Below are 24568 nucleotides of genomic sequence, written 5' to 3'. Positions count from 1 at the left end.
GATACATAGCTGATATGTGAAAATTTATTTTCTATCCGAAACTCTATTGTAGCGTTTGCTTCTATGTATCTATGTGGTTTAAAAATTGCAGCTTATAATACTGTAACACTTAGCAGCTTTTTTAGCAACACATACACATTCGTATCCCCAAAAGATGATGGTAATGTTTATGAGATTTTTTCTGTCGGTAAAGAATATCTATCATATTTTTATTTTGTGATTTGTAAATAGCGGTATGAAAAATCACCAAAGGTTTCTTCAGCTTCTTTTTTCTGTATATAGATTCCAAAGAGTTCATCCAGAGTTTTCAGGATTTCATCTTCACCAATATTGTCTTTATATTTTGTATTAAGTCTTGTTCCTAAACGGTCTCCGCCAATATGCAGATTGTATTTCCCATAGGCTGTTCCCACAAAGCCAATCTCTGCATTTGGAGATCTTCCGCATCCATTCGGGCAACCTGTCATTCTGATCGTGATATCCTCTTCAAAGAGTCCATATTTTTCCAGTAAAGGTTCTATTTTGGTCACCAGTGTTGGTAAATAGCGCTGACCTTCTGCTAATGCCAAAGAGCATGTATTAAAAGCTACGCAGGCTACTGAATTTTTTCGCAATGCGCTTGCTTGTTCTGTATAGTCTGAAATACCATATTCTTTAAGAATTTGATCTATCTCTGCTTTATCTTCCTCCAGAACGTCGGACACAATAAGATTCTGATTGCAGGTAAAACGGAAGTTGACTTTTCCGGTTTCAGCAATTTTTAGCAATCCTGATTTTAACGGATATTGTTCTCCCTGTCTGTTAGGTTCATCCAGTATCCTTCCATGCTCTACAAATACAGTGTAGAACCATTTTCCTTCATGATTTTGTACCCAGCCGTATCGGTCTTTTCTCTGCTCAAACTTATATTCTCTCGCCGGCTCGAAACTAAAACCGCATCTTTTTTCTACCTCAGCCCGATAACCCTCTATTCCCAGTTTATCTATTGTGTATTTCAACCTGGATAATTTACGGTCACTTCTGTTTCCAAAATCACGTTGTACAGTAATGATCTCATATACCGCTTTCAGTACCTTTTCTTCTGTATCTACAAATCCCAAAACTGAAGCCAATCTTGCATAAGTAGCTTCATTCCCGTGTGTAGCCCCTAATCCGCCACCGGCAGCAATATTATAACCAACAATCTGATCGTTCTCGATAACAGCAATCAGCGCAATATCATTGATAAATACATCTACGTCATTATTAGGCGGAACAGCAATTCCAATTTTCAGTTTACGGGGTAAATATCTGTCCTGATATAATGGATCTTCTTCGGCCTTACGGTCTACTATCAATTCATCATCAATCCAGATATCATAATAGGCTTTTGTTTTAGGCAGACACAACTCACTAATCTTACCTGCAAGCTCATAAACTTCGTTATGCAGCGGCGATTCTGAGGGATTAGAGGTACAGGTTACATTACGGTTAACATCACCACAAGCCGCTATAGAATCCAGATGCTGCAAGTTAAATGCCTGGATAGTTGGTTTTATATGAGACTTCAGAATACCGTGCAGCTGAATCGTCTGTCTGGTTGTTACTTTAATTGTTCCGGTAGAGTGATCACCAGCAATTTCATTTAACCCAACCCATTGTTCAGAAGTAAGGAAACCACCAGGAAGACGCAAACGGATCATAAAGGAATACAGCCATTCTAATTTTTTTGACACACGTTCTTCACGACGATCACGGTCATCTTGCTGATACATTCCATGAAATTTTATCAGATTCTGGTCGTCTTCGCGGATAGCACCAGTGAAATTATCCAGAAGACTTTCTTTCAAAGTCCCTCTTAGTCCGTTACTGCTGGTTTTTATTTTTTCTACAGGTGAAAGATTATCTTTAGCACTCATGATTGTTGTTTTATTTTTAGCAATAGGATTTCATCCTATTTTATATTAATATGTCTCTTCAAGACTAATTTTAAATTATATCTTACACCTTATAGGTTTTTAAAACCTATAAGGTCTGAAGTATGGTTTAACGATTTTATAATCAAACTGTTTTAGTATACATCTTTAGCATATCTGCCACTTAGTTCCAGTTCCTCTAAATAGTTTTTTGCCTCCTCTTCGTTTCTTTTTCCTTCATGCCGAATAATACCGAGTAGTGTTTCCTCCACATCCTTACTCATTGGCTCTTTTGCCCCGCATACATATACTGATGCTCCTCCTTCCAGCCATTGAAATACTTCCGAAGATTTTTGCTGCAGTCTGTGCTGTACGTATACTTTTTCCGATGTATCTCTGGAAAATGCCAGATCCAGATTGGTTAAAGCTCCTGTTTTCAGGAAATCCTGAAATTCTGACTGATAAAGGAAATCTGATACAAAACTCCGGTCTCCGAAGAAAAGCCAGTTTCTTCCTTCTGCTCCCGTAGCATCACGTTCCCAAAGGAATGAGCGGAATGGTGCTATTCCTGTTCCGGGACCTATCATTATAACATCTTTTGCCGTTTCCGGAAGTTTAAAATGTTTAGCCTCCTGTATATAAAACTCTACAGCTCCATCTTCTTCAAATTCACTGAGAAAGCCACTGCACAAGCCATTTTGTTTTTTATCGTTGATTAAAAACTCTGATTTGGCTACTGTAATATGAATTTCAGAATCTCCATGAGCCTCCGGCGACGATGAGACTGAATACAAACGTGGAGCCTGAACAGTCAGCGCTTTTATAACGACTTCGAATTCCTCTGCGTTTTTTACCGGATAAATTCTAAGCAAATCCAGAAGACTTAAACGGGTTTCCGGTATATCATGACCGGTAATTTGCGCATACTGCGCAACTGTTGTCTTTAGCAGATAACTGATATTAAGGTGCTGATGAAGAAGCTCTTCTGCACTGGCATTAACTCTGGCTGTCTGAATTTGTTTTTTAGGATCTATCCCTGTTAAGCCAATAATCTCTTTTACTACAGGTTTTGAATTATAAGGTATAACCCCTAACGCATCTCCCGGACGATAGACAATCGGTTCTTCCGTTTCTATTTCGATGTGATACGTCTCTTTATCAGAAGTAATATCATTCAAATTGATAATAGCGGATACTTTTCCCTGATATTTTTTTCTTCCGGAAGATGCCTTTGCCGGTGTTGCCTGTGAAGTGCCTGCCTCCTTATTCTGTACAACCTCAAAAATATGATCGAGCCATTTGTGAGCATCTTCTTCATAATCTATATCACATCTTTTTAGCGGAATAATACGTTCTGCGCCAAGAACTTCAAAGCGTGTATCCACATCTTCACCTGTTTTACAGAATTGTGGATAAGTACTGTCACCTAATGCTAAAACTCCAAACTTAATATTGGAAAGATTCAGTTCGTTTTCATGAATATATTCGTAGAATTTCTTTGCCAGAATCGGTGGTTCTCCTTCTCCCTGAGTACTTATTACAACAAAAAAATATTCTTCCTTGGCCAGATCTTTAGGCTTGTATTGAGACAAATCACCCAACTTTACCTGAATGCCTTTTTTCTTAGCAACTCCGGCTAGCTCTGTTGCAAGTTTCTTACTATTACCTGTTTCGGTACCATATACCAGTGTTATTTTCTTTACAGCTGTTGTATGCGTAGTTTGCTGTGGAGGTAAGTCTGCTACAGCAGCAGAGGTTCCGGCCAAACCTGCCAGATAACCGCTTGCCCAGATAGCTTCATCTCTGGAAAAACCACTGGATATTTCTTTCAGTACTTTTAGTTTAGTTTCAGACAGCATATTCAAAAAAGTTTTGAGTTTTTGGAAGCAGACTTCCGTTGGTTATTGATTTGAAATACAATCCTTCCTCATCTGTATTTTGCAGCCAGAAGAATTCTTCATGCAGGTTTACTATTTTGCCGATAACCACCAATGACGGTGATGCAAATAGTTTATGACCTAATGTTTGGGCAAAGTCTTCAAAAGAAGAGGTATATACTTTCTGAAAAGGCGTAGTTGCCTGCTCTATTACGGCAATTTTCTTTTCCGAAGAGACACCATATTCTTTAAATTTATCTACCAGATTGGTAAGATTTCCTACAGACATATAAAACACCAGCGTATCATTGGTTTCTGCTATTTCTTTCCAGTAATCTTCGGTCAGTATTTCGGACTTATAATAAGTAAGAAATCTTACTGACGTAGCATATCCTCTCGCTGTTAAAGGCATTCCTGCATAAGCTGCTACTCCAAGAGCTGCAGTTACCCCCGGAATAATCTCATACGCAATCCTATTCTCTTTCAATACCTGTAATTCATCCAGGATATTGGAAAATATAGATACATCCCCACCCTTTAATCTTGCTACCGTTTTATTCTGAAGTGCGTATTCTACCATTAATTCATTAATAGAAGACTGTGGTGTGGATGCCTTTTTACTGCATTCTTTGCCTACATAAATAATCTCTGTTTCTTTTCCCACATAGTTATCCACAATCTCGGGACTAACCAGTCTGTCACATAAGATTACATCTGCTTCTGCAATGGCGCGAATAGCTTTTACTGTGATCAGATCAGGATCGCCAGGCCCCGCACCGATAAGATATACCTTTGGTGTTTTATTAGTTGTTTTCATTTAAAGTCTGGTGTATAGACCGGTTTTAGAACAATCCTTCTATAGAAAGATATCTTTCACCTGTGTCATAGTTAATCGTTAATATTTTAGAACCTGCTGGTACCTCGGAAAGTTTTTTTGCAACAGCAGCTAGTGCCGCTCCGGTGGAAATCCCTACAAAAAGACCTTCTTTTTTTGCGGCTTCGATAGCAAAAGCAAAAGCCTCGTCTTTGCCAATCTGAGTAATACCATCCAAAATAGAAGTATCCAGAATAGACGGAACAAAACCTGCTCCTAAGCCCTGTAATGGATGTGGCCCCGGTGCACCTCCGCTTAATACTGGTGATAATTCCGGTTCTACAGCGATTACTTTTACATTAGGATATTTTTGTTTTACTACTTGCGCAATTCCTGTGATATGCCCACCGGTTCCTACTCCTGTAATAATATAATCTAACCCGTCCGGAAAATCCTGCAGGATTTCCTGCGCTGTGGTTTCAGTATGAACTTTCACATTTGCAGGATTATCAAACTGTCTCGGAATCCACGAATTCGGCGTTACTTCTGCCAGTTCACTGGCTTTTTCGATGGCACCTTTCATCCCTTTTTCTCTTGGTGTCAATACGAATTCTGCTCCATAAGCTTCCATAATCTTTCTTCTTTCCACACTCATACTCTCGGGCATGACCAGAATAAGTTTATATCCCTTCACAGCTGCTACCAGAGAAAGTCCGATTCCGGTATTACCACTTGTAGGTTCTATAATTATACTATCTTTATTCAACAAACCTTTAGCTTCTGCATCTTCAATCATTGAAAGAGCAATTCTGTCTTTAATACTTCCGCCTGGGTTAGTCTTCTCCAGCTTGATCCAAACTTCACTATCCGAATTAAAAAGTTTATTAATTTTTACGACTGGTGTATTTCCTATAGTTTCTAATATATTCTGAAATTTCATAATGTTTTTCTTTAGTTGTTGGTTTACAGTTTATGGTTTGTTAGTTTCTCAGATCTGAGTTTCATATCTCAAACTCAAAATATTTCGTAATTCTCATTTTGTAATTCGTACTTTAAATGACAAAGGTTAATGACTCCGGAAGAGGATTATTGTCTTTTATCCTAATTTCGCTTTTGTTATAGACCAGAGAATTTGAAGGAACATCTTGGGTAATCCATACATTACCTCCTATAATACTGTCCCGGCCAATGGTTGTCTCTCCGCCCAGAATAGTAGCACCAGAGTAAATAATGACGTTGTCTTCAATATTAGGATGTCTTTTCTGATTGGCTTTATCCTTGGAAACGTTTAATGCTCCTAATGTAACTCCTTGATAGATCTTCACATGATTCCCTATCACCGATGTTTCCCCGATTACAATGCCTGTTCCGTGATCTATGAAAAAATGCTCTCCTATCACCGCTCCCGGATGAATATCGATTCCGGTTTTGCTATGTCCATATTCCGAAAGAATGCGGGGAAGAGTTCTTATTTTCTGTCTCCACAACTGGTGGGAAATCCTATAAACATAAGTGGCAAAAAAACCAGGATATGCCAGCAGAATTTCTTCCAAAGATTCTGTTGCAGGATCGAATTCTAAAATAGATTCGGCATCCAATATCAAGCGGTCATATATTTCCGGCAATGCATCAAACAGCACTTCCACTTGTCGTTTTGCAAAAAGTTTGTCATCAGTCGTATTTTTTATTAATTCAAAAAGTTTGTTTTGTAATTCTTCAAAATTATTTCTCAGCGTCTCCTCCATATTGATATGCTGAGGAAGAAAAAGCAGCTGGTACAATTCCTCCACAAAAGCTTCAGCTTTATTCTTATCGAAGAAACCATATGATGCATTTTTTTTTCTCTGAAAAATCTGCTCAATAAAAGAATCGGACACTTTACTCATATTTACTGAATTATACAGGCTGCAACTGTCGAGTTAGAGGTTTCATCTACCAGAATTGCAGAACCTGTTGCTTTATTTTTTCTAAAACTATCGAAAACCAGTGGCTGTGCTGTTTTTAGTGTTACTTTCACAATTTCATTCAGCTTTATATCACCATCTGCTTTTTCGTGTTCCAGTGTATTTACATTCACTTTATATTCCACATCTTTCACCAATGCTTTTATCTGTCTGCTGTGGTGTTGCAATATGTATTTATTACCAGGCTGTAATGCTTTTTGATCCAACCAGCACAGCAATACCTCTACTTCTTTTTCCACTTGTGGCAATTGCTCTGCTGCTACAAAAAAGTCTCCTCTGCTTACATCTATATCATCTTCAATATGCAATACTACTGACTGCCCTTCAAAAGCTTCTTCAACTTCAGATCCGTTAATTTCAATTCTGTCTATTTTTGTAGATATCTCTGCAGGCAAAATATAAATGTGATCTCCCTTGCGGAAATCTCCACTTAGGATTTTCCCGGCATAACCACGATAGTCATGTAACTCATCTACCTGAGGCCGGATTACATACTGCACCTGAAAGCGACTGTTGGTATCTGTATCGGTATTTACTTGTACTTCTTCCAGATATTCTAAAAGAGAAACACCATTATACCAATCTGTATCAGCAGATCTGGTTACTATATTATCTCCTCTTAGTGCTGATATCGGAAAATAGGTAACTTGAGTCAGTCCAAGGTTTTCTGCAATTTTTGCATAATCAGCTTTTATATTTTCATAAACTTCCTGTGAATAATCTACTAAGTCCATTTTGTTGATGGCTACAGCAACTTTTTTCAGGTTAAGTAATGATGCTATAATAGAATGCCTTCTGGTTTGTTCTATAACTCCCTGGCGGGCATCGATAAGGATAACCATCAGATCTGAGTTGGATGCACCGGTGATCATATTCCGCGTATACTGTACATGCCCGGGAGCATCAGCTATAATAAACTTTCTCCTGGCTGTTGAAAAATATCTGTAAGCCACATCTATTGTAATTCCTTGCTCTCTCTCTGCACGCAGTCCGTCAGTAAGAAGTGCAAGATCTACTCCGTCATCATTTTTGTTCTTAGAATGCTTTTCCAAAACCTCCAACTGATCTTGTAAAATGCTTTTGCTATCGTAAAGCAGTCTGCCTATAAGGGTACTTTTACCATCGTCTACGCTTCCTGCTGTTATAAATCTTAATATATCCATATCCTTTGTTTTTATGAGTAATAGGTAATGAATAATTACTCATTGCTTATTACCAATTACTGATGTTAAAAGTATCCCCCTTTTTTACGGTCTTCCATTGCAGCCTCAGTCACCCGGTCATCGATTCGTGTTTCTCCTCTTTCCGAAATACGGGTTGCTATAATTTCATCTATCACTTCATCTATTGTTTCAGCATTAGATTCTACAGCAGCTGTACAAGTCATATCTCCTACAGTACGGTAACGTACTCTTTTTGTAGCTATCAGATCATTGGCATCCAGAGAAGCATGTTCAGAATTGGCAATCCATTGTCCGTTCAGATCTACTACTTCTCTGTCATGAGAGAAATAAATAGATGGTAATCCTATTTTCTCTTTTCGGATATAGTTCCATACATCCAACTCTGTCCAGTTACTAATCGGGAAAACCCGCACATTTTCCCCTTTATGAATCTTACCATTGAAAATATTCCACAGTTCCGGACGCTGAAGTTTTGGATCCCATTGTCCAAACTCATCACGTACTGAAAAGATTCTCTCTTTTGCACGTGCTTTTTCTTCATCCCTTCTAGCACCACCAATACAGGCATCAAATTCAAATTCTTCAATCGTATCCAGCAGCGTGAAAGTCTGCAGCCAGTTTCTACTCGGGAATTTACCTTTTGGTTCTGTAAGATTTTTTTTCTTTATTGTATCTTCCACTTTACGTACCACAAGATCTACTCCCAACTCTTTTACCAGAGCATCTCTGAAGTCTAATGCTTCCGGGAAATTGTGCCCTGTATCTACATGAACAAAGGTGAATGGAATTTTTCCAGGTCTAAAAGCTTTAAAAGCCAGATGCGCCAGTGTAATACTATCTTTCCCTCCGCTAAAAAGCAACGCAGGACGTTCAAACTGTCCGGCTACTTCACGCAGAATATAAATAGATTCGGACTCTAACTGTTCTAAATAATTGGCTTGTTCTATTGTTGACATTTGTTTTCTTTTTTATTGGTGAATATGCAGACCACACTCTTTTTTATTAGCATCTTCCCACCACCAGCGGCCGGCTCTGAAATCTTCTCCTTCCTGAATAGCTCTGGTACATGGTTCACATCCAATGCTTACAAAACCCTTTTCATGAAGATAATTATATGGTAGTCTGTTTCCTTTTACATAGTCCTTTACTTCCTGAGTTGTCCAGTCTAGCAATGGATGATATTTTATAATCTGATTGTCTGCGTCCCACTCCAATGGGGACATACTATGTCTGTTGGCAGAATGTTCCGCTCTCAATCCGGTAACCCAAACTTTATACCCCTGCAGTGCCTTTTTCAAAGGCTGTACTTTGCGGATATTACAACAGGTTTTTCTGTTTTCTACAGAACGATAAAATGAATCGGGTCCATTCTCAGTTACAAATTTCCCCAATACTTCTGCGTCCGGATAAAAAGCTTTGATATCTTTTTTGAAAAAAGCTTTTGTTGCTGACCATGTTTCGTAAGTCTGCTCAAAAAGCCTTCCTGTATCCAGTGTAAAAATATCCACATCAAGATCTTTTACCAAATGTGTTACAACCTGATCCTCGTAACTAAAACTGGTAGAAAAGATTACCTCTTTCGGAAACCTGTCTACCAGTAACTGTAAAACCTCTGTATTAGAAAGGGTTTCCGATATCCCTTCCAGCAATTCATTCAGTTGTATTTTCAGACTATTTTCCATTTCAGATTCAAAATTGATTTTGCAAATATATATTAATTCTATTAAATCTACCAAATTAGTAGTGTTTAGATTTAAAAAAAATTACTTCCTATTCATAAAGGCAGTTAATGTAGCCTCCATCATACTTTTACGAGTTTTCTCACGAACGTTGATTAATTCATGTCTAAGATAACAAGCTTCCTCATCAACACAATCGTCGCAAGCTTCATAATAGTTAAGGGAAATGCAGGGCGTTAAAGAAATTGGCCCTTCGAAAATGCGGTACAAATCTGCTAAAGAAACTTCATCGGGAGATTTAAGTAAATAATAACCTCCACCTATACCCTGCTTGCTGTTTACAAGCTTGGCTCTTTTTAGTTCCAGTAAAATTTGTTCCAGAAATTTTTTGGGAATATTCTCCTCTTGTGCAATAATGGCCGTCGACAAGAATCCATTTTTATAGTTTCTCGCCAGCCTCACCATCGCTTTCAAAGCGTATTTACACCGTTTGGACATCATAATCTGTGCAATTTAAGATATTTTCCCGATTTGAGAAAATCTTTTTACATCTACCTCTTCATGAAATTCAATTCCATGTTCTATAAAATCGAATAATTGCTTAGAAAAATAGCTGCCATTCAGTACACCTCTTGCACCTAATCCATTAAAAATATAAAGATTCTGATGTATTTCGTGGCGTCCAATTATAGGTCTTCTGTCTGCAACCGTAGCACGGAAAGCAGTTGATATCTCATCAATTTCGTAAGAACTCTTATACACTTCTTCAAGTCCCTTTTTCAATTCTTCTACAGCTTTTTCTTCAATCTCATGGGTTTCAGAATCTCTGTCATATGTTCCGCCATAGTAATATTCATCTCCGGAAAATCTGAACAGAAAATGTTTCTTCTTAATCACAAAAGCTTCTGTATCTTTTTCCAGTCGGAGACTAAAACGATGTCCTTTGTTGGGTTTCACAGGTATTTCGCAGAAATAAGGATTATCCTTTATCCCAGTCCCTTCGGCAAAAATAATTTTATCGAAAGTATAGTCATTGTAAGAATTCTGATCCGTGCTTAATATTTCATAATTAAACCTTTCTTTTATTAACGCGTTTTTCTCCTCTAAAAAATTAAAAAAATCTGTGAAAAAATTACGAACATCCAGACGACAAGAGTTTTTCACTCTTCCTATACCAAAAGGATTTTCAACACTGGACAGTTGCTGTATGTCTGAATCCAGATAATCTTCAAATTTTTCCTGTGAAGCTTTTTTAAGCCATAACTTGTGCTCACCTTCATCGTGAAATATACGAACTACATTTTCCTGAATTAAATAGTTTTTATGCAGGTATTCTTCAATCTCATCAAAGATAACCGGTAAATAGTCCATTTGTGCCTCATCATTCCATATTTTGTTATACCTCTTCAATACAACAGGATTGCAAACTCCGGCCGAAATATGTGATGCCGCTCTATTTCCCTCTGAAAACAATTTAAAAGTCTTTCCACTTTTCAACAGCTGATGTGCAAAAAACATGGCGGCATATCCGTCCCCTACAATGATGTAATCTAACTTTTCCATACAAAAAAACCTGAGCAAAGATACTCAGGTTTTCGATTATACTCAATATGATATTTATTCTACTGTAACAGATTTTGCCAGGTTTCTTGGCTGATCCACATTTGCACCTCTGTAAACTGCAATATAGTAAGATAATAACTGTAACGGAATAGCGGAAACTATTGGAGAGAAACACTCAGAAGTTTCAGGGAATTCAATTACATAGTCTGCCATGTTAGCAACCTGAGTATCGCCTTTGTTTACAATAGCGATAACTTTTCCTTTTCTTGCTTTAATCTCCTGAACGTTACTTACAATTTTATCGTAATGTCCTTGCTTAGGAGCAATAATAGCTACCGGCATATTTTCGTCGATAAGTGCAATTGGACCGTGCTTCATTTCAGCTGCAGGATAACCTTCAGCATGGATATAAGAAATTTCTTTCAGTTTCAAAGCTCCTTCAAGAGCTCCTGGGAAGTTATAACCTCTTCCTAAATACAAGAAGTTCGTAGCGTCAACAAAATCTTTTGCCATTTTCTTCACAGTATCGTGTGAAGACTCCAATACTTCTTCAACCTTCTTAGGAAGGGCATCTAATTCATACAGATATTTCATGAATTCTGTATTGTTAAGATTACCGTTGTGCTTACCTAATTTCAGAGCAATAAGAGAAAGGATTGTTAACTGTGCAGTAAAAGCTTTTGTAGAAGCTACTCCAATTTCCGGACCTGCGTGTGTATAGGAACCTGCATCTGTAATACGAGCAATTGAAGAGTCGATTACATTACAAATACCATATACAAATGCTCCTTTTTCTTTTGCCAGTTTAATAGCTGCCATTGTATCTGCTGTCTCACCAGACTGAGAAATTGCAATAACAACATCTTTAGGTCCAATGATTGGATTTCTGTAACGGAATTCCGAAGCATATTCTACTTCAACAGGTATTCTTGCAAACTCTTCGATAAGATATTCACCGATAAGGCCTGCATGCCAAGAAGTACCACAAGCAATAATAACAATTCTTTTTGCTTTTTTAATTCTATCCAGATTGTCCCAGATACCAGCCATTTTGATAATACCTTCATCTAAAAGTATTCTTCCTCGCATTGTATCGTGAATAGATTTAGGCTGTTCGAAAATTTCTTTTAACATGAAATGATCGTATCCTCCTTTTTCAATCTGCTCAAGGCTCAATTTCAGTTCCTGAATCTGAGCATCTACTTTTGTATTATCATTGATTACACGGATATCTACTCCTCCTTCTAAAGAGATAAGAGCCATGTGTCCGTCTTCCAAATAAATCGCTTCTTTTGTAAACTCAACAAACGGAGAAGCATCGGAAGCAATAAAATATTCGTTATCTCCCAAACCAATTGCTAAAGGAGAACTTAATCTTCCTACAACAAATTGTCCAGGGTGATCTTCATGTAAAACAGCTACCGCATAAGCTCCGTAAACTTCGCTTAATGCAGTTCTTACTGCTTCAGGAAAGTCTTTACCGGATTCATCCATAAAATACTGAATGAAGTTAGCCAATACTTCGGTATCGGTTTCAGAATGAAACACGAATCCTTTCTGAGTAAGCATTTTTTTGATGGTATCATAATTTTCAATAATACCATTATGGATTAATGCTATTTTACCATTATTGGAAAGATGCGGGTGCGAATTTCTGTCACTAGGTACACCGTGAGTTGCCCAACGGGTGTGTCCCATTCCGATATGTGCAGTGTTTTTTAATCCTTCTGCAATTTCTTCAAGATCAGAAACCTTACCTTTTGTTTTCTTTAATTCAAGTTTATTTTGTGCACTTTCTAAAACGATCCCTGCACTATCATAGCCACGGTACTCTAATCTCTTAAGACCGTTAACTACAATATCATAGGCATCTCTAAAGCCTGTATATCCTACTATTCCGCACATTTGTTTGTGTTTTTATATTTTATTTTTTAGTGTAAATGACTTGCAGCTGAGCCTTATTAACATTTAACTCATCGGTTCCAACTAATACTACTCTGTTTGGTGTATAAGCTCTTGAAGTGTAGTTCCAGCCTAAAAGTGCTCCTGTTTGTGAATTTGCTGTAAAGTCACCAACATTAATCACAATAGGTTTATTTTCAGCATCTTTTTCTACGATATTTTTTACCGTCTGGGTAATCGTAATATCATAGTAAGCAGGGTTCTTGTCCAGATTAGTTGCTTTTACTCGGATATATCCAGCTCCAGCCAAAGCAGTTTGGTCATCCATAAATTGCTTCATATCCTTCTGAAGTACTGTAAAAGTGGAAGGTTTTGCAAATGCACTTTTCCATGTATTCTCATCGGAGTACAATCTTATTTTCGCGGTCAAAATTCCAGCTTTTTCTTGTGTATATTTATTTCTTAACCCCTCAATAATTGATGTCGGAATTACAAACTCAGCACCATTACCTCCGGCACCCTGAAGGTACAATTTGGCATCACCAGTTGTCTTGTTAATATTCCCCATTGCTGTTGTATAAGCTGATGGTGCTGATGGTCTATTAAACGTAAACTGACTGAAGTGAACATTGGATGTTCCTAAATCGAATGTATAAGTATTCTGTTGTCTTGTCGTTGTATTATTAGACGTTACATCATTGGAATAATACATTGTAACCGACATTGTATTAGGGTTAAGGTTGAATAAGAATCCGTCATTCTCATCAACAGAAAGCCTTAATCCACGGAAATGTCTTATGAAAGAAGCAGCATCACTCAATTCGTTTTTCCCTTGGTAAGCAATAATTTTGTTCTGGAAGAAGTTTTTATCCAACTGAATTCTGATTCCCGGATCTCTACTTAATAGTTCTGAGTTGTCTCCTACTTTCGTAATTTTCACACCTCTTACATTACCATCTATTTGCTTAGTACCTAAAGGATTTGCTCCTGTAGCAACTACCTGATTAGAAAAATATGTTTTGGTATTATCATAAAGAAAGTCAGTAACCTCATGTACATTTAGCTTAAATTTCACAGGATTTCCTCCAATCTTAGATCTACCGTATTTTACTAACGGGTAAGTATTAACTGTTTTTGTAGAATCCTGATCTGTTGAAACTTTGTTAATTGTAGTTGTTGTTGTTGTAACAGAATCCGTCACATAGCTTGGAAGGATTTGTAATACTACAGAGTCTACTTTTGGATTAGTTCCGAAGTCCGTTCCATAAGCAGAAGGACGCAATTGTGTAACATAAGCAGCCTTGTGCATCCCGAATACAGGCTCATCAAATGCTCCTAAAATAGCATTAGTCAGATTTTTGGCATCACTACGTATAGAATCTTTATTATCTATATTATATGCAATAACAGGATAACTGAATTCCAGTCCGTTTGCGGCATTACCATCTAAGAACTGGCTTCCCAGGTTATCAGCATCAGCTTCACAAGAAGTCAGCGTAAACAGACCTATAGTCGCAACAAAACAAACGTTAGCGATTATCTTTATTTTCTTCATTATTTATATCAAAAATTGGCTACTTGGTTTAGTACACTTGGTTAATAGCGTCGGCACTTACAAAATCCTTTTTGTCGGATGTAGCACCAGTATACATAGATTCCAGATCATCTTCCAAAGATTCATCTCCTTTCAGTACGATATCTACTAACTGAAGACTCTCTCCAACAAATTTTCTGAAGCTTGGTTTATCTAACGCAGTAAGTCCTTCGATATTGTCGAATTTTAATTTTTCTTCAATATTATTTTCAAAGGCAGCATCTTTCTCATTGTAAATAGAAACAACAAGCTTAGTATCTTTAAAATAGTCATCGTTCTTATAGAACGTTTTAAGGTATAACGGAATAAATGAAGCCATCCAGCCATTCAGGTGGATAACATCCGGTACCCAGTTTAGTTTTTTAATTGTTTCGATAACTCCTCTTGCGAAGAAAATTGCGCGCTCGTCATTATCTGAAAAAGCGACTCCCTCATCATCGAAATACAGTTGTTTTCTCTTGAAATATTCCTCATTATCGATAAAGTATACCTGCATTCTTTCGTTTGGTAAAGAAGCAACTTTAATTAATAAAGGCTGGTCAAGGTCGTTGATGATGATGTTCATCCCTGATAGACGAATCACTTCGTGAAGCTGAAATTTACGCTCGCTGATCATTCCAAATCTTGGCATGAAAACACGAACATCGTTTCCGTCATTATACATTCTCAAGGCCATCTTATTCACCATCGTAGCCATGTTACTGTCTTCTTGGTACGGAAATAGCTCGGAAGTGACGTATAGAATTTTCTGGTTCGGCATAATAATCTTTCTCTAGTAGTAATTAAGATGGTTAATTTTACAAAAATACAACTTTTTCCAGTAATACATTTTAATTAACATTTTTTAATAATTTTGCTCAAATTTCAGAATATGGAAATTCTCCGCAATCGCCAGAGTCTCAGCGATTATATTGCAGCAATAAAAAAAGAAGGTAAAAAGATTGGTTTTGCCCCAACAATGGGAGCTTTACACGATGGACACATGTCCTTATACAAAGAAGCACGAAAGGATAATGACATCGTAATTTCGTCTGTGTTTGTAAACCCAACACAGTTTAATAATCCTGATGATCTGAAGAAATATCCCCGTACTGAAGAAAATGACATTGCAATGCTCGAAAAAGTAGGTGTAGATGCTGTTTATATTCCAGGTACTGAAGATATATATCCAGAAAAAGCAGAAAGCAAACATTATGATTTTGGTGGTATTGAAAATGAAATGGAAGGAAAATTCCGTCCGGGTCATTTTGATGGTGTCGGGACTGTAGTTTCAGAGTTATTCCGCCAGGTACAACCTGACAATGCTTATTTTGGGGAGAAAGATTATCAGCAGCTGGCTATTATTAAAAAGCTTGTTGAAATAGAAAAATTCCCGATTAACATTCATGGTGTCTCTATTTACAGAGCAGAAAACGGTTTGGCCTTAAGCTCCAGAAATGCTCGTTTATCTGAAGATGAAAGAAACGGAGCTACACTTATTTACAAAACCTTAGTAAAGGTTAATGAATGGTTCCGGGTGATAAGTATTCCGGAAATAAAAAAACGGGTTGAAGAAATTTTTGAACAATCGGACTACGAATTAGAATATTTTCTGATTGCAGATGAAGAAACGCTCAAGGAAACTGACTTTTTCTACAAGGATAAGAGCTACAGAGCATTTATTGTTGTATTTGTAGGTGAGGTGAGGTTAATTGATAATATGCATCTGGATTAACCATGGAAATAAGACTAGCAACACTTCATGATTTGGAATCTCTAACGCTTATTTTTGAAAAATACAGAGATTTTTACAAAAAAACAGCAGATTATGAAACAGCAAAATCTTTTCTTGAAGAAAGAATTTCTCATAATGAATCAGTGATTTACATTGCTGAAGCTGATCAAAAGATCGTAGGCTTTACCCAATTGTACCCATTGTTTTCTTCCACAAGAATGAAAAAACTATGGCTACTGAATGATCTTTATGTAGAAGAGGAATACAGACAAAAAGGTATATCTGTAGCTCTTATTGATAGGGCAAAAGAATTATGCAGAGAAACCGGAGCTTGCCAGCTCTCTCTGGAAACGTCGAAAACAAATAGGGTTGGAAACAATTTATACCCTAAAACCGATTTTCAATTAGATACAGAATCTAATTTTTATTATTGGGCACCATAGTCTAACTATAGATTTATTGTCTCTTACAAGACTTGGAGCCTGTTTAAATTTTGATTCAAAAAAATCTTAGACTTCGATAGTTCATCAGGCTCACTATAAACTCAGCTCAGTCTGACACTCCTAAAAGAAAGGTATTTTGGACAAGCAATGTCACTCTGAGCCTGTCGAAGAGTGTTAGTAATAAAATTTAAACAAGAGCTTATAAAAACATAAAAAATGGTCAGAAAAAATCTGACCATTTTTTATTTTCTTGCTTTAGCTTTACCCCTTCTTACTACCAAATTTGTTAAACTTATAACTAAGTGTAAACATTACATATCTTTTCAGAATAAGGTCTTCACGATCCTCAATATAAGTATCTGTAATCACTCTTTTCACACTCTGATTCTGATTCAGTACATCATATACCATTACCTTGGCAGTCATTTGCTTCTTAAGGAAAGTATAGCCCAAACTGGCATTCCAGAAATAGAAATCTCTTTTGAAGCCCGGAGCAATATTAGTATTGGTTGTATATGTAAAATTATTCTCTATTGTAAAATCCTGATTCTTTCCGAAATAATTGATAGACTGCAGGCTGAAAACATTGCTTGTCGTGTGCGATTGATCCAATACATAGTTTTTGTAATCTGTCTGGTTATAGCTTAGGGAATAAGACGGTTTTATCGTCATTCTATCTTTAATTTCATATGTCAAATTAATTCCCGGAGTTACTGAGTAAGCTGCACTTGTATATCTGTCACCATCAACAAAACCATTAGTAAATCGATGATTAAAAGTTACTCTTGGACCAATTGTTAGTTTATTATCTTTCCATTTATAGGTTTTGGTATATCCTGATCCGAAGTAAATGCTTTTATTTCCACTTACATTAATATAGGTAATCTCCTGGCCCCCTGTTTCTTTATTAAAATGACGGTTATTGGTAACATCATTGTCCTGATAATTGAAACTAAAGTTGAAATATAGATTTGTATTTTTTAGCTGATTATATTTGCTATAATACATATTTCCATAAAACCTCCAGGTGTTTTTCAGATCAGGATTTCCTTTATAGGAAATCAATGGGTTAGATCTGTCCTCATATGGAGTCAGCTGCATTGCTGAAGGAATATCATAATTACTTCCTACAAATACCGATATATTTTTCCCATCCTTGTTACTCCATGCATTAAGGTTGAATTCCGGAAGGGCAAAATTTTTATTCAGCTTATAATCCTGTCCGTTATAGCGGGCATTAACATCCATCTGCGTGACATTAAGGTTGGCAGATGCCCATAGATTAATGTTTTTCTTATTCAGCTCATAGCCAACTCTGGGTACAAATGCATTATTCTGTTGGCGCATCATATTAGATAAATCAACATTAAATTTGGAATAATCTCCTGTTGCCGAATTAAAGTCGTTTACATCCCTGCTATTTCTGTTGTAAGAGGTATTATAACCCATACTTACAGATACCTTTGCTGAATCAGAGATTGGTTCAGCATAGTCTGCACTAACATCATAACGGTTATTAAGAGCTTTACTATATGACCTTTGGTTTCTGATATCATTTTTGCCAGGCTCCTGATCGAAAAGTGTTTCAGATTTAATCAGATTATCATTCACCGATTCTCCGGCACTACCGGACATACTAAAGCTTACACGTCTTCCCTTTTCATTTAATTTTTTTGAAAAATAAATTCGGGATTGACCTGAATTATTTCTGGAATCGTTTTTATTATAAGAATTATTCTCATTTAGCAATGTACCATCCCTAAAGGTAGAAGATGCGCCTGTATTAATGTTTGTTCCGTTATTGGTAAGAAATGAGTTGGATAAATAAAAATTGGTATTCTTATCCAGTTTTATTCTGAAGCTGTTTTCCAGACTATACTGACTGCTATCATTTTCACCAGAATTTTCAGACTTAGTTCTTAGTGCATAATCTGTCAACAAGGTTGTTCTATCCGAAATTGAGCGGGTTTCACGATTGTTTTTAGAATACAACATACTCAATCCATTAAGACTTGCATCCTTACCCAATTCATCAGAATAGTTAACTCCAACCATTGTAGAGCGTAGAATACCACCACCATTGTCCCCTGAAGAAACCATAATTCTGTTACCTTCCTGAACATAAGTATTCCCCTGAATTAAATTAGCATTTCTTCCATATCCCATACTTTCGTACACCTCATCGCTTTTAAAACCGGAAACATTAATATTATTGGAAGATGCTAAAAGACTGATTTTTGTGTTCTTCTTAAAATAACTGAGTATAGCACTTCCTTCATAGCGTTTGTCGGATCCGTAACCTGCATAAGCCCTTGCCATAAAGCCTTTATTTTTCTTCTCGTCTATGGTAAGGTTTACGCTCATATTATTAGACTTTCCTTTCTCTCCTTTTACCCGTTCTTCTTCCGTTTTACTAGTCGTTACCTGAATTTTCTTGATTAAATCTGCGGGCAGATTTTTAAGTGCAATTTTACCATCTTTATCAAAGAAGGGCTTTCCATTTACCAATATCTGGTCTACTTCTTTGCCATTAGCTGTAATTTTACCATCATTGCTAATTTCAAATCCGGGTAAAGACTTAATCAATTCTTCTACCTTCCCGTCCGGTTTTACTTTGAAAGAAGCTGCATTAAACTCCAGTGTGTCTTTTTTTACTTTCACTGGCGGAGCCCCTTTTATTTCTACTCCGGCAATATTTTTAGAAACCTCTGTAATTAATTTGATAACATCAAGCTTTTGTGAGCTTTCAAGTTTATCATATGTTTTACTATACTCTTTTTGTTGCTCAGCATTTACTTTAAACAGGACTGGTTCCTGTATTTTATCAAATTTCAGACTGAAGTTTCCTTCTTTTCCGGAATTGGTATAGTTGATAATTGATGAATCTTTTTGTTTTAGTAAATAGACGGTAGCATCTTCAATCGGTTTACCGTTCTGGTCTACTATTTTACCTGTAAGATTTAGTGATTGTCCATAGTGTAAAATCCCTATAAGCAGGATAAAGAGTAGAAATAATTTTCTCATATTCAGGTGTTAATTAGTTTGCGAGGCGAAAATAGAATAAAAAAAAACTAACTCCCAAGCATGGGAGTTAGTTTTAATACTTTTTAACTATTTTTATAGTGATTTACGATTGTAAGTATCTTGAATAAGCATAACCTTGTTCGCCATCCTTAGTTCTTACCAACCACCATTCGCCGTTAGTCTGCTCTACCAGAGTTACCAATTCTCCTTTAGCCGCTTTACCAACGATGTTACCTTCAGTACTTGGAGTCTCGCGGATATTAAGGTTAGTAGACTCTGTATTTACCGTAAGGTTTGTACCTGCAGGAAGACCTGACACCTGTACATCTACATTAATATCTGAAGCTGTAAAGTTAGGATCTATTACTCCTAAAGCATTCCAAACAGCATCTTTAGCTGCAGAATTGGAAGCACTACCGGATACATAAAGGATTCCATCCTGTTCTTGTACTTGTAAGTTGCCAATACCTGCACCTTGTGCAGCTGTAATTACACTTGCATATTTATCTTGAAGTTCGCTCATCTTTTGTTATTTTACGATATAGTTATAATTTACTTTACCCACTTTTAATGCATCGATAGACTGCTTGATTTTCTTAGCATCTTCTTTGGTTACATCACCACTAACGGTAAGTTCTCCATTTACTACCTCAGCTTTTACTTTTGGGAAATCTTTCAAAGCATCTTTTACTTTCAGAAGATTTTCAGGAGCAGAAGCAACTTTTGTTTCTACTTGTACAGGAGCCTCGACTGTAGACATATCCATTACGTCTTTTATACCTTCGATAGCTTTAAGAGATGCAAGCATTTGATCTTTGGCCGCTGCATCTTTAAAAGTACCGGACAGGTGAGCTACACCATCTTTCACTTCTACTTTAGCCTGAGGATCTGCTGCAACTACAGCTGTAGCTTTAGTCTGCAAATCAGCATCGTTATTTTTCTTTTTACAAGATACTGCTACAGTAGACACTAGAATAGCCAATGCAGCTGTTGTCAAAATTTTTTTCATGTGTTGGATTAATTTAATAGTTTATAATAAAAAACCTTGTGAACGTAAATTTATTAAATAAAATTATGCTCACAAGGTTTTATTCTGTTAAAAAAAATTAAAATTACTTTTTAGCCGTAAAATAATAGGCTAACATTTTGTAATATAATTTTGCAGATAAGAAAGCTGTTGGCTTCGCCATTGGACTATCCATAAGCTCTACGATATCGAAAGCTACAACATTGCACTTCTCGAAAACTTTTTTCAATAGTTCTAATGTAGGATACCATGCCAAGCCTCCTGGCTCTGGTGTTCCGGTAGAAGGTGCAATAGACGGATCAAAAGCATCCAGGTCTATTGTGATATATACATTACCCGATACTTTTGCTAAAACATCATCTATCCAGTTTGGGTTTGTTGCAATTTCATGGGCCCAGAAACATTGTCCTTTTGGTACATACTCCATTTCCTCAACATCCATAGAACGAATACCTACCTGTACCAGATTGTGTTTTTGACTCGCTTCAAAAACCGCACAAGCGTGATTCGAAGTAGATCCATGAAAATCAGGTCTTAAATCTGTGTGAGCATCCAATTGAAGAACCGTAAGGTTATCATACTTCTCTCCTACTGCACGGATAGAACCTATAGATACAGAATGTTCACCTCCGAAAAGCGTAAACAATTTATCTTCGTTACCCAATAGTTCTTTGGTTTTCTGATAAACAGCCTCAGTCATTGCTTCTGGTGTTGAGTTTTCAGAAATTTCTCCTGCCATGTATACACCATTCAGGTAAGGCTCAGTTCCCGTTTCAATATCATAAAGCTCCATATTTTCCGAAGCATCAAGAAAAAGTGCAGGACCTTTATCAGCTCCTTTCCCCCATGTTGAAGTTCCATCGTAAGGAACAGTTACCAACATTACTTTTGAATTTTCCAGTGTTGCATTCTCTTCAGGAATTCCTGCGTATGTTCTCATATTTTTATTAAAAATTGAAATATTATTCCACAAATATAATTAGAAATAGAACTGGAAAAAAAAATTGACAATTACATTTTGATAATTTAAAATAATTTTTAATTTTGTTAAAAATATATTTAACTTTATTAAAATTAAAAGACATAAAATGAAACTCCCTGTTGTATGCCCTAGTTGTGAATCGACCCTGATTGTAAGTCAAATGAAGTGTACGAATTGTGACACTACCGTAAATGGCAATTATGAACTTCCCCTGTATCTTCAACTTGGTCGTGAGGAACAACAGTTTATTCTGGATTTTTTTCTATCCAGCGGAAGTATAAAAGAGATGAGCAAACAGGCTAATCTTTCTTATCCAACAATGCGAAATAAAATGGATGATCTTATTGAGAAGATCAATAAGCTAAAGAAAACACTATCCTAAGTTTGTAATAATCTACATACAATCAAATCGACTGACCTAACACTCTCAAAAAACAAAATATTAACCCATGAAAAATATCCCTGTAAAGATTGGTTGGGAAACTATTATACTTATAGCTGTACCCTTACTATTTCCGCTCTATTCCGTTTTCACAGACAAAGATTATATTCCTCTTACGATTCTGATACCTGCAATAATATTTGTATCCATCCTGATTATGGGAATAAGCTACCGGATTATCGGAAACGAACTTATCATCCGCAATAGTATTTTCGGAAGTACCAGAATACCTATTTCGGATATTAGGAACGTCAAAAGAACTAAAAATCCTATTTCATCTCCTGCACCTTCAATATTCGGAAGAATCGAAATTATTTATAAAAATGGCAGTATCATTATTTCACCAAAGGATTTTGATCTGTTCAAAAATGAATTACTAAAAATAAACCCCAATATCACTTTTTAAACTATGAACTGGAAAACGCTATTTAACCCATTTGAAAATTATTCTGAAAAAGCTCTATTAATATATGGAATCATCTTTCTATGTATCAATATATATTTTCAACAATTATATGGTATAAAGATGCAAAGCATTTTTAATGAAAAAGAAACTTTAAAAGTTTATACATTCCAAAGCATTATCTTTAATACTCTTATCTGTAATCTTGTTGGTATAATAACATTATTGATCTTAGGGAAATTCATTAATAAAAACACCCGAGTTATAGACGTTGTAAATACAATCTTAATTTCACAAATACCATATATTTTAGTCATCCCACTAACCCAACTTTCTTTTATACATAACGCTTCAAACAATGTTATTAAAACTGTTGGTAAAATTCCAAAACAAATTCCTCCTTTGGGAGATTTAATCATTATTACATTCTTTGGAACCTTCCTTCTGTCAATTATTATATACTCTTATATTTTGCTTTTCAAAGGCTTTAAAACAGCTTGCAATATGAAAAAAAGACTTCATGTTATTCTTTTTATCATATCTGTTATTCTTTTCACTTTAATCTATAGCACATCATATTATGAAAACTAAATTATCTATTATGTTACTTTTGCTTTGCCAAATAGTCTTTTCCCAAGATTTAGAAAAAACCGCAAGCGACTTTGTTAATAACCTTTTTACTAAAAGATATACTGAAAGCATAAAACTTGAAGATGATGAAGTAAAAGACAAAATGACGGAAGCTGTTCTTGAAATGGTAAATGGACAACTAAGTGGTATGTTCGGAGATTACAAAAAAGTAATTTCTACAGAAAAAACCGTAGAAGATGGTATTCCAATGATATTAGTATATACCGAATTTTCCAAACAGAATGTAAATTTCAAAGTTCCTTTTTCAAAGAATAATAAAGTTCTGGGGATATTTAAAGGCCCGGATAAAGAAGAACCATTAAAAATTAATCGCCCACAGACCCCAAAACCTCCCTATAGTTATAATACAGAAGAAGTAACGATTACAAACCCAATAGATAAGAATCTTTTAGCGGGAACTCTTACTACACCTCAGAACTATAACAAAAATATTCCGGTATATGTACTTATAACCGGATCTGGGCAACAGGACAGGGATAGTGAATTTTACGATCATAAACCTTTTGCTGTCATTGCCAATTATTTAGGAAATAACAATATTGCAACTTTAAGAATGGATGATCGGGGAATAGGAAAATCTAGCCCTGGGAAAAGTACTGATACAACAGAAAATTATGCCACAGATATTATGGCAGCGGTTAATTTTCTTGCACAAAAAGGATTTTCTAATATTGGTTTAATAGGCCATAGTGAAGGCGGGGCAATTGCTCCAATCGTTGCAGCCAAAAGTAAAAACATTAAAAACATTATACTTCTTGCAGGTCCCGGTCTACCAGGAAATGAATTATTAACATTACAAAATAAGCGTATCGATGAAGTATATGGAGCTACTCCCGAGCAAATAGAAGATGATATTAAGGTGAAAAGTTTTTTCTTCAAATTTGTAAGGGAATATAAAGGCCATAATTTTTCCAAAGATGCACATGAGGAATTAGAAAAGTTTTTTGCTCAAAATACAACTAAAATCCCGGCGAAAGCTCAAGTACAATTATCTGAAATTCTAATTAATTCTATGGTTCCATGGATGATTTCATTTCTGAAATCAACTCCTGAGCAATACCTTATAAAAGTAAAAATTCCTGTACTTGCTCTAAATGGGAGCTTGGATCTTCAGATAACCCCAGAAGAGAATTTAAAGGCTATAAAAAATGCGTTGACAAAAGCCGGAAATAAGGATTTTGAAGTTTTAGAAATCCCCGGACTCAATCATCTTTTTCAGACAGCTAAAACCGGAAGCCCTAAAGAATATGAAGAAATAGAAGAAACCTTTTCTCCAAAAGCTTTGGAGATTATGAAAAACTGGATACAGAAACATCAAAAATAAACTTATAATTTAGGTTGCTTCATTACTTTAATAATCTCTTAAATAATATATAGAACCTCATTTACAGAAAGTCTTAACTTTGCAAA

At 36.1% G+C, this 24568-nt stretch carries 23 protein-coding genes; 6 read left to right on the top strand and 17 right to left on the bottom strand.

Annotated features, from left to right (window positions below; genetic code table 11):
- Positions 1 to 209 precede the first annotated feature (209 nt).
- The 13 genes from ATE49_RS09015 to ATE49_RS08955 form a co-directional block, all read right to left on the bottom strand.
- Positions 210 to 1901: an NADPH-dependent assimilatory sulfite reductase hemoprotein subunit gene (locus ATE49_RS09015; RefSeq protein ID WP_260232411.1), complete on the bottom strand. Its 1692-nt coding sequence runs from the start codon at positions 1899 to 1901 to the stop codon at positions 210 to 212.
- 149 nt (positions 1902 to 2050) lie between these two features.
- A complete protein-coding gene (locus ATE49_RS09010; protein WP_065081903.1) occupies positions 2051 to 3754 on the bottom strand; it encodes a diflavin oxidoreductase in 1704 nt (567 codons plus the stop codon).
- Positions 3744 to 4589 (bottom strand): uroporphyrinogen-III C-methyltransferase, encoded by an 846-nt coding sequence (cobA, locus tag ATE49_RS09005; protein ID WP_065081902.1) that lies wholly within the window; start codon positions 4587 to 4589, stop codon positions 3744 to 3746. Before cobA ends, ATE49_RS09010 begins: the two co-directional genes overlap by 11 nt.
- Positions 4590 to 4614: 25 nt before the next feature.
- Positions 4615 to 5526 (bottom strand): cysteine synthase A, encoded by a 912-nt coding sequence (gene cysK / locus ATE49_RS09000; protein WP_065081901.1) that lies wholly within the window; start codon positions 5524 to 5526, stop codon positions 4615 to 4617.
- Between the two features lie 112 nt (positions 5527 to 5638).
- Complete coding sequence (epsC, locus tag ATE49_RS08995; protein WP_065081900.1) at positions 5639 to 6472, bottom strand: serine O-acetyltransferase EpsC; 834 nt, start codon at positions 6470 to 6472, stop codon at positions 5639 to 5641.
- A gap of 2 nt (positions 6473 to 6474) precedes the next feature.
- Positions 6475 to 7713: a sulfate adenylyltransferase subunit 1 gene (locus ATE49_RS08990; protein WP_065081899.1), complete on the bottom strand. Its 1239-nt coding sequence runs from the start codon at positions 7711 to 7713 to the stop codon at positions 6475 to 6477.
- Positions 7714 to 7778: 65 nt separating this feature from the next.
- Positions 7779 to 8690, bottom strand: coding sequence for a sulfate adenylyltransferase subunit CysD (cysD, locus tag ATE49_RS08985; protein ID WP_059154333.1), 912 nt, complete (start codon positions 8688 to 8690; stop codon positions 7779 to 7781).
- A gap of 12 nt (positions 8691 to 8702) precedes the next feature.
- Complete coding sequence (locus ATE49_RS08980) at positions 8703 to 9416, bottom strand: phosphoadenylyl-sulfate reductase (protein ID WP_059154332.1); 714 nt, start codon at positions 9414 to 9416, stop codon at positions 8703 to 8705.
- Positions 9417 to 9497: 81 nt separating this feature from the next.
- On the bottom strand, positions 9498 to 9914 hold the full coding sequence (locus ATE49_RS08975) for an RrF2 family transcriptional regulator (RefSeq protein ID WP_078678032.1): 417 nt from the start codon (positions 9912 to 9914) through the stop codon (positions 9498 to 9500).
- Between the two features lie 12 nt (positions 9915 to 9926).
- Positions 9927 to 10976: an NAD(P)/FAD-dependent oxidoreductase gene (locus tag ATE49_RS08970; RefSeq protein ID WP_065081898.1), complete on the bottom strand. Its 1050-nt coding sequence runs from the start codon at positions 10974 to 10976 to the stop codon at positions 9927 to 9929.
- A 54-nt stretch (positions 10977 to 11030) separates the two neighbouring features.
- Positions 11031 to 12881 (bottom strand): glutamine--fructose-6-phosphate transaminase (isomerizing), encoded by a 1851-nt coding sequence (glmS, locus tag ATE49_RS08965; protein ID WP_065081897.1) that lies wholly within the window; start codon positions 12879 to 12881, stop codon positions 11031 to 11033.
- 19 nt (positions 12882 to 12900) lie between these two features.
- Positions 12901 to 14433 (bottom strand): DUF4270 domain-containing protein, encoded by a 1533-nt coding sequence (locus ATE49_RS08960; RefSeq protein WP_065081896.1) that lies wholly within the window; start codon positions 14431 to 14433, stop codon positions 12901 to 12903.
- 28 nt (positions 14434 to 14461) lie between these two features.
- Positions 14462 to 15232, bottom strand: a complete 771-nt coding sequence (locus ATE49_RS08955) for a glycogen/starch synthase (RefSeq protein ID WP_045183705.1) — start codon at positions 15230 to 15232, stop codon at positions 14462 to 14464.
- Between the two features lie 111 nt (positions 15233 to 15343).
- Here ATE49_RS08955 and panC point away from each other — a divergent pair, with 111 nt between their 5' ends.
- Together panC and ATE49_RS08945 are read left to right on the top strand one after the other, a co-directional pair.
- A complete protein-coding gene (gene panC, locus ATE49_RS08950) occupies positions 15344 to 16186 on the top strand; it encodes a pantoate--beta-alanine ligase (protein WP_065081895.1) in 843 nt (280 codons plus the stop codon).
- 2 nt (positions 16187 to 16188) lie between these two features.
- Positions 16189 to 16629: a GNAT family N-acetyltransferase gene (locus tag ATE49_RS08945; protein ID WP_065081894.1), complete on the top strand. Its 441-nt coding sequence runs from the start codon at positions 16189 to 16191 to the stop codon at positions 16627 to 16629.
- A gap of 261 nt (positions 16630 to 16890) precedes the next feature.
- On the opposite strand, the gene ATE49_RS08940 is transcribed toward ATE49_RS08945, so the two are convergent.
- The 4 genes from ATE49_RS08940 to speB form a co-directional block, all read right to left on the bottom strand.
- On the bottom strand, positions 16891 to 19653 hold the full coding sequence (locus ATE49_RS08940) for a TonB-dependent receptor (RefSeq protein WP_065081893.1): 2763 nt from the start codon (positions 19651 to 19653) through the stop codon (positions 16891 to 16893).
- Positions 19654 to 19756: 103 nt separating this feature from the next.
- The gene (locus ATE49_RS08935) at positions 19757 to 20176 is read right to left on the bottom strand and encodes an SH3 domain-containing protein (protein WP_065081892.1); all 420 of its coding nucleotides are present in this window, start codon (positions 20174 to 20176) and stop codon (positions 19757 to 19759) included.
- 6 nt (positions 20177 to 20182) lie between these two features.
- Positions 20183 to 20662: a BON domain-containing protein gene (locus ATE49_RS08930; RefSeq protein WP_065081891.1), complete on the bottom strand. Its 480-nt coding sequence runs from the start codon at positions 20660 to 20662 to the stop codon at positions 20183 to 20185.
- 103 nt (positions 20663 to 20765) lie between these two features.
- Positions 20766 to 21620: an agmatinase gene (speB, locus tag ATE49_RS08925; RefSeq protein ID WP_059154324.1), complete on the bottom strand. Its 855-nt coding sequence runs from the start codon at positions 21618 to 21620 to the stop codon at positions 20766 to 20768.
- A gap of 148 nt (positions 21621 to 21768) precedes the next feature.
- On the opposite strand from speB, the gene ATE49_RS08920 reads away from it, so the two are divergent.
- From ATE49_RS08920 to ATE49_RS08905, 4 genes are all read left to right on the top strand, one after another.
- A complete protein-coding gene (locus ATE49_RS08920; protein ID WP_065081890.1) occupies positions 21769 to 22044 on the top strand; it encodes a DUF2089 family protein in 276 nt (91 codons plus the stop codon).
- Positions 22045 to 22111: 67 nt separating this feature from the next.
- Positions 22112 to 22510, top strand: a complete 399-nt coding sequence (locus ATE49_RS08915) for a PH domain-containing protein (RefSeq protein ID WP_065081889.1) — start codon at positions 22112 to 22114, stop codon at positions 22508 to 22510.
- A gap of 3 nt (positions 22511 to 22513) precedes the next feature.
- A complete protein-coding gene (locus ATE49_RS08910; protein WP_065081888.1) occupies positions 22514 to 23098 on the top strand; it encodes a YIP1 family protein in 585 nt (194 codons plus the stop codon).
- The gene (locus ATE49_RS08905; RefSeq protein WP_065081887.1) at positions 23088 to 24482 is read left to right on the top strand and encodes an alpha/beta hydrolase; all 1395 of its coding nucleotides are present in this window, start codon (positions 23088 to 23090) and stop codon (positions 24480 to 24482) included. The genes ATE49_RS08910 and ATE49_RS08905 overlap by 11 nt, the downstream gene beginning before the upstream one ends.
- The last annotated feature ends 86 nt before the right edge of the window (positions 24483 to 24568 follow it).

The organism is Elizabethkingia miricola (genome assembly GCF_001675285.1).
Lineage (GTDB): Bacteria > Bacteroidota > Bacteroidia > Flavobacteriales > Weeksellaceae > Elizabethkingia > Elizabethkingia miricola.
Note: the sequence above shows the minus strand (reverse complement) of the source record. Positions and strands in the feature narration are given on the sequence as shown.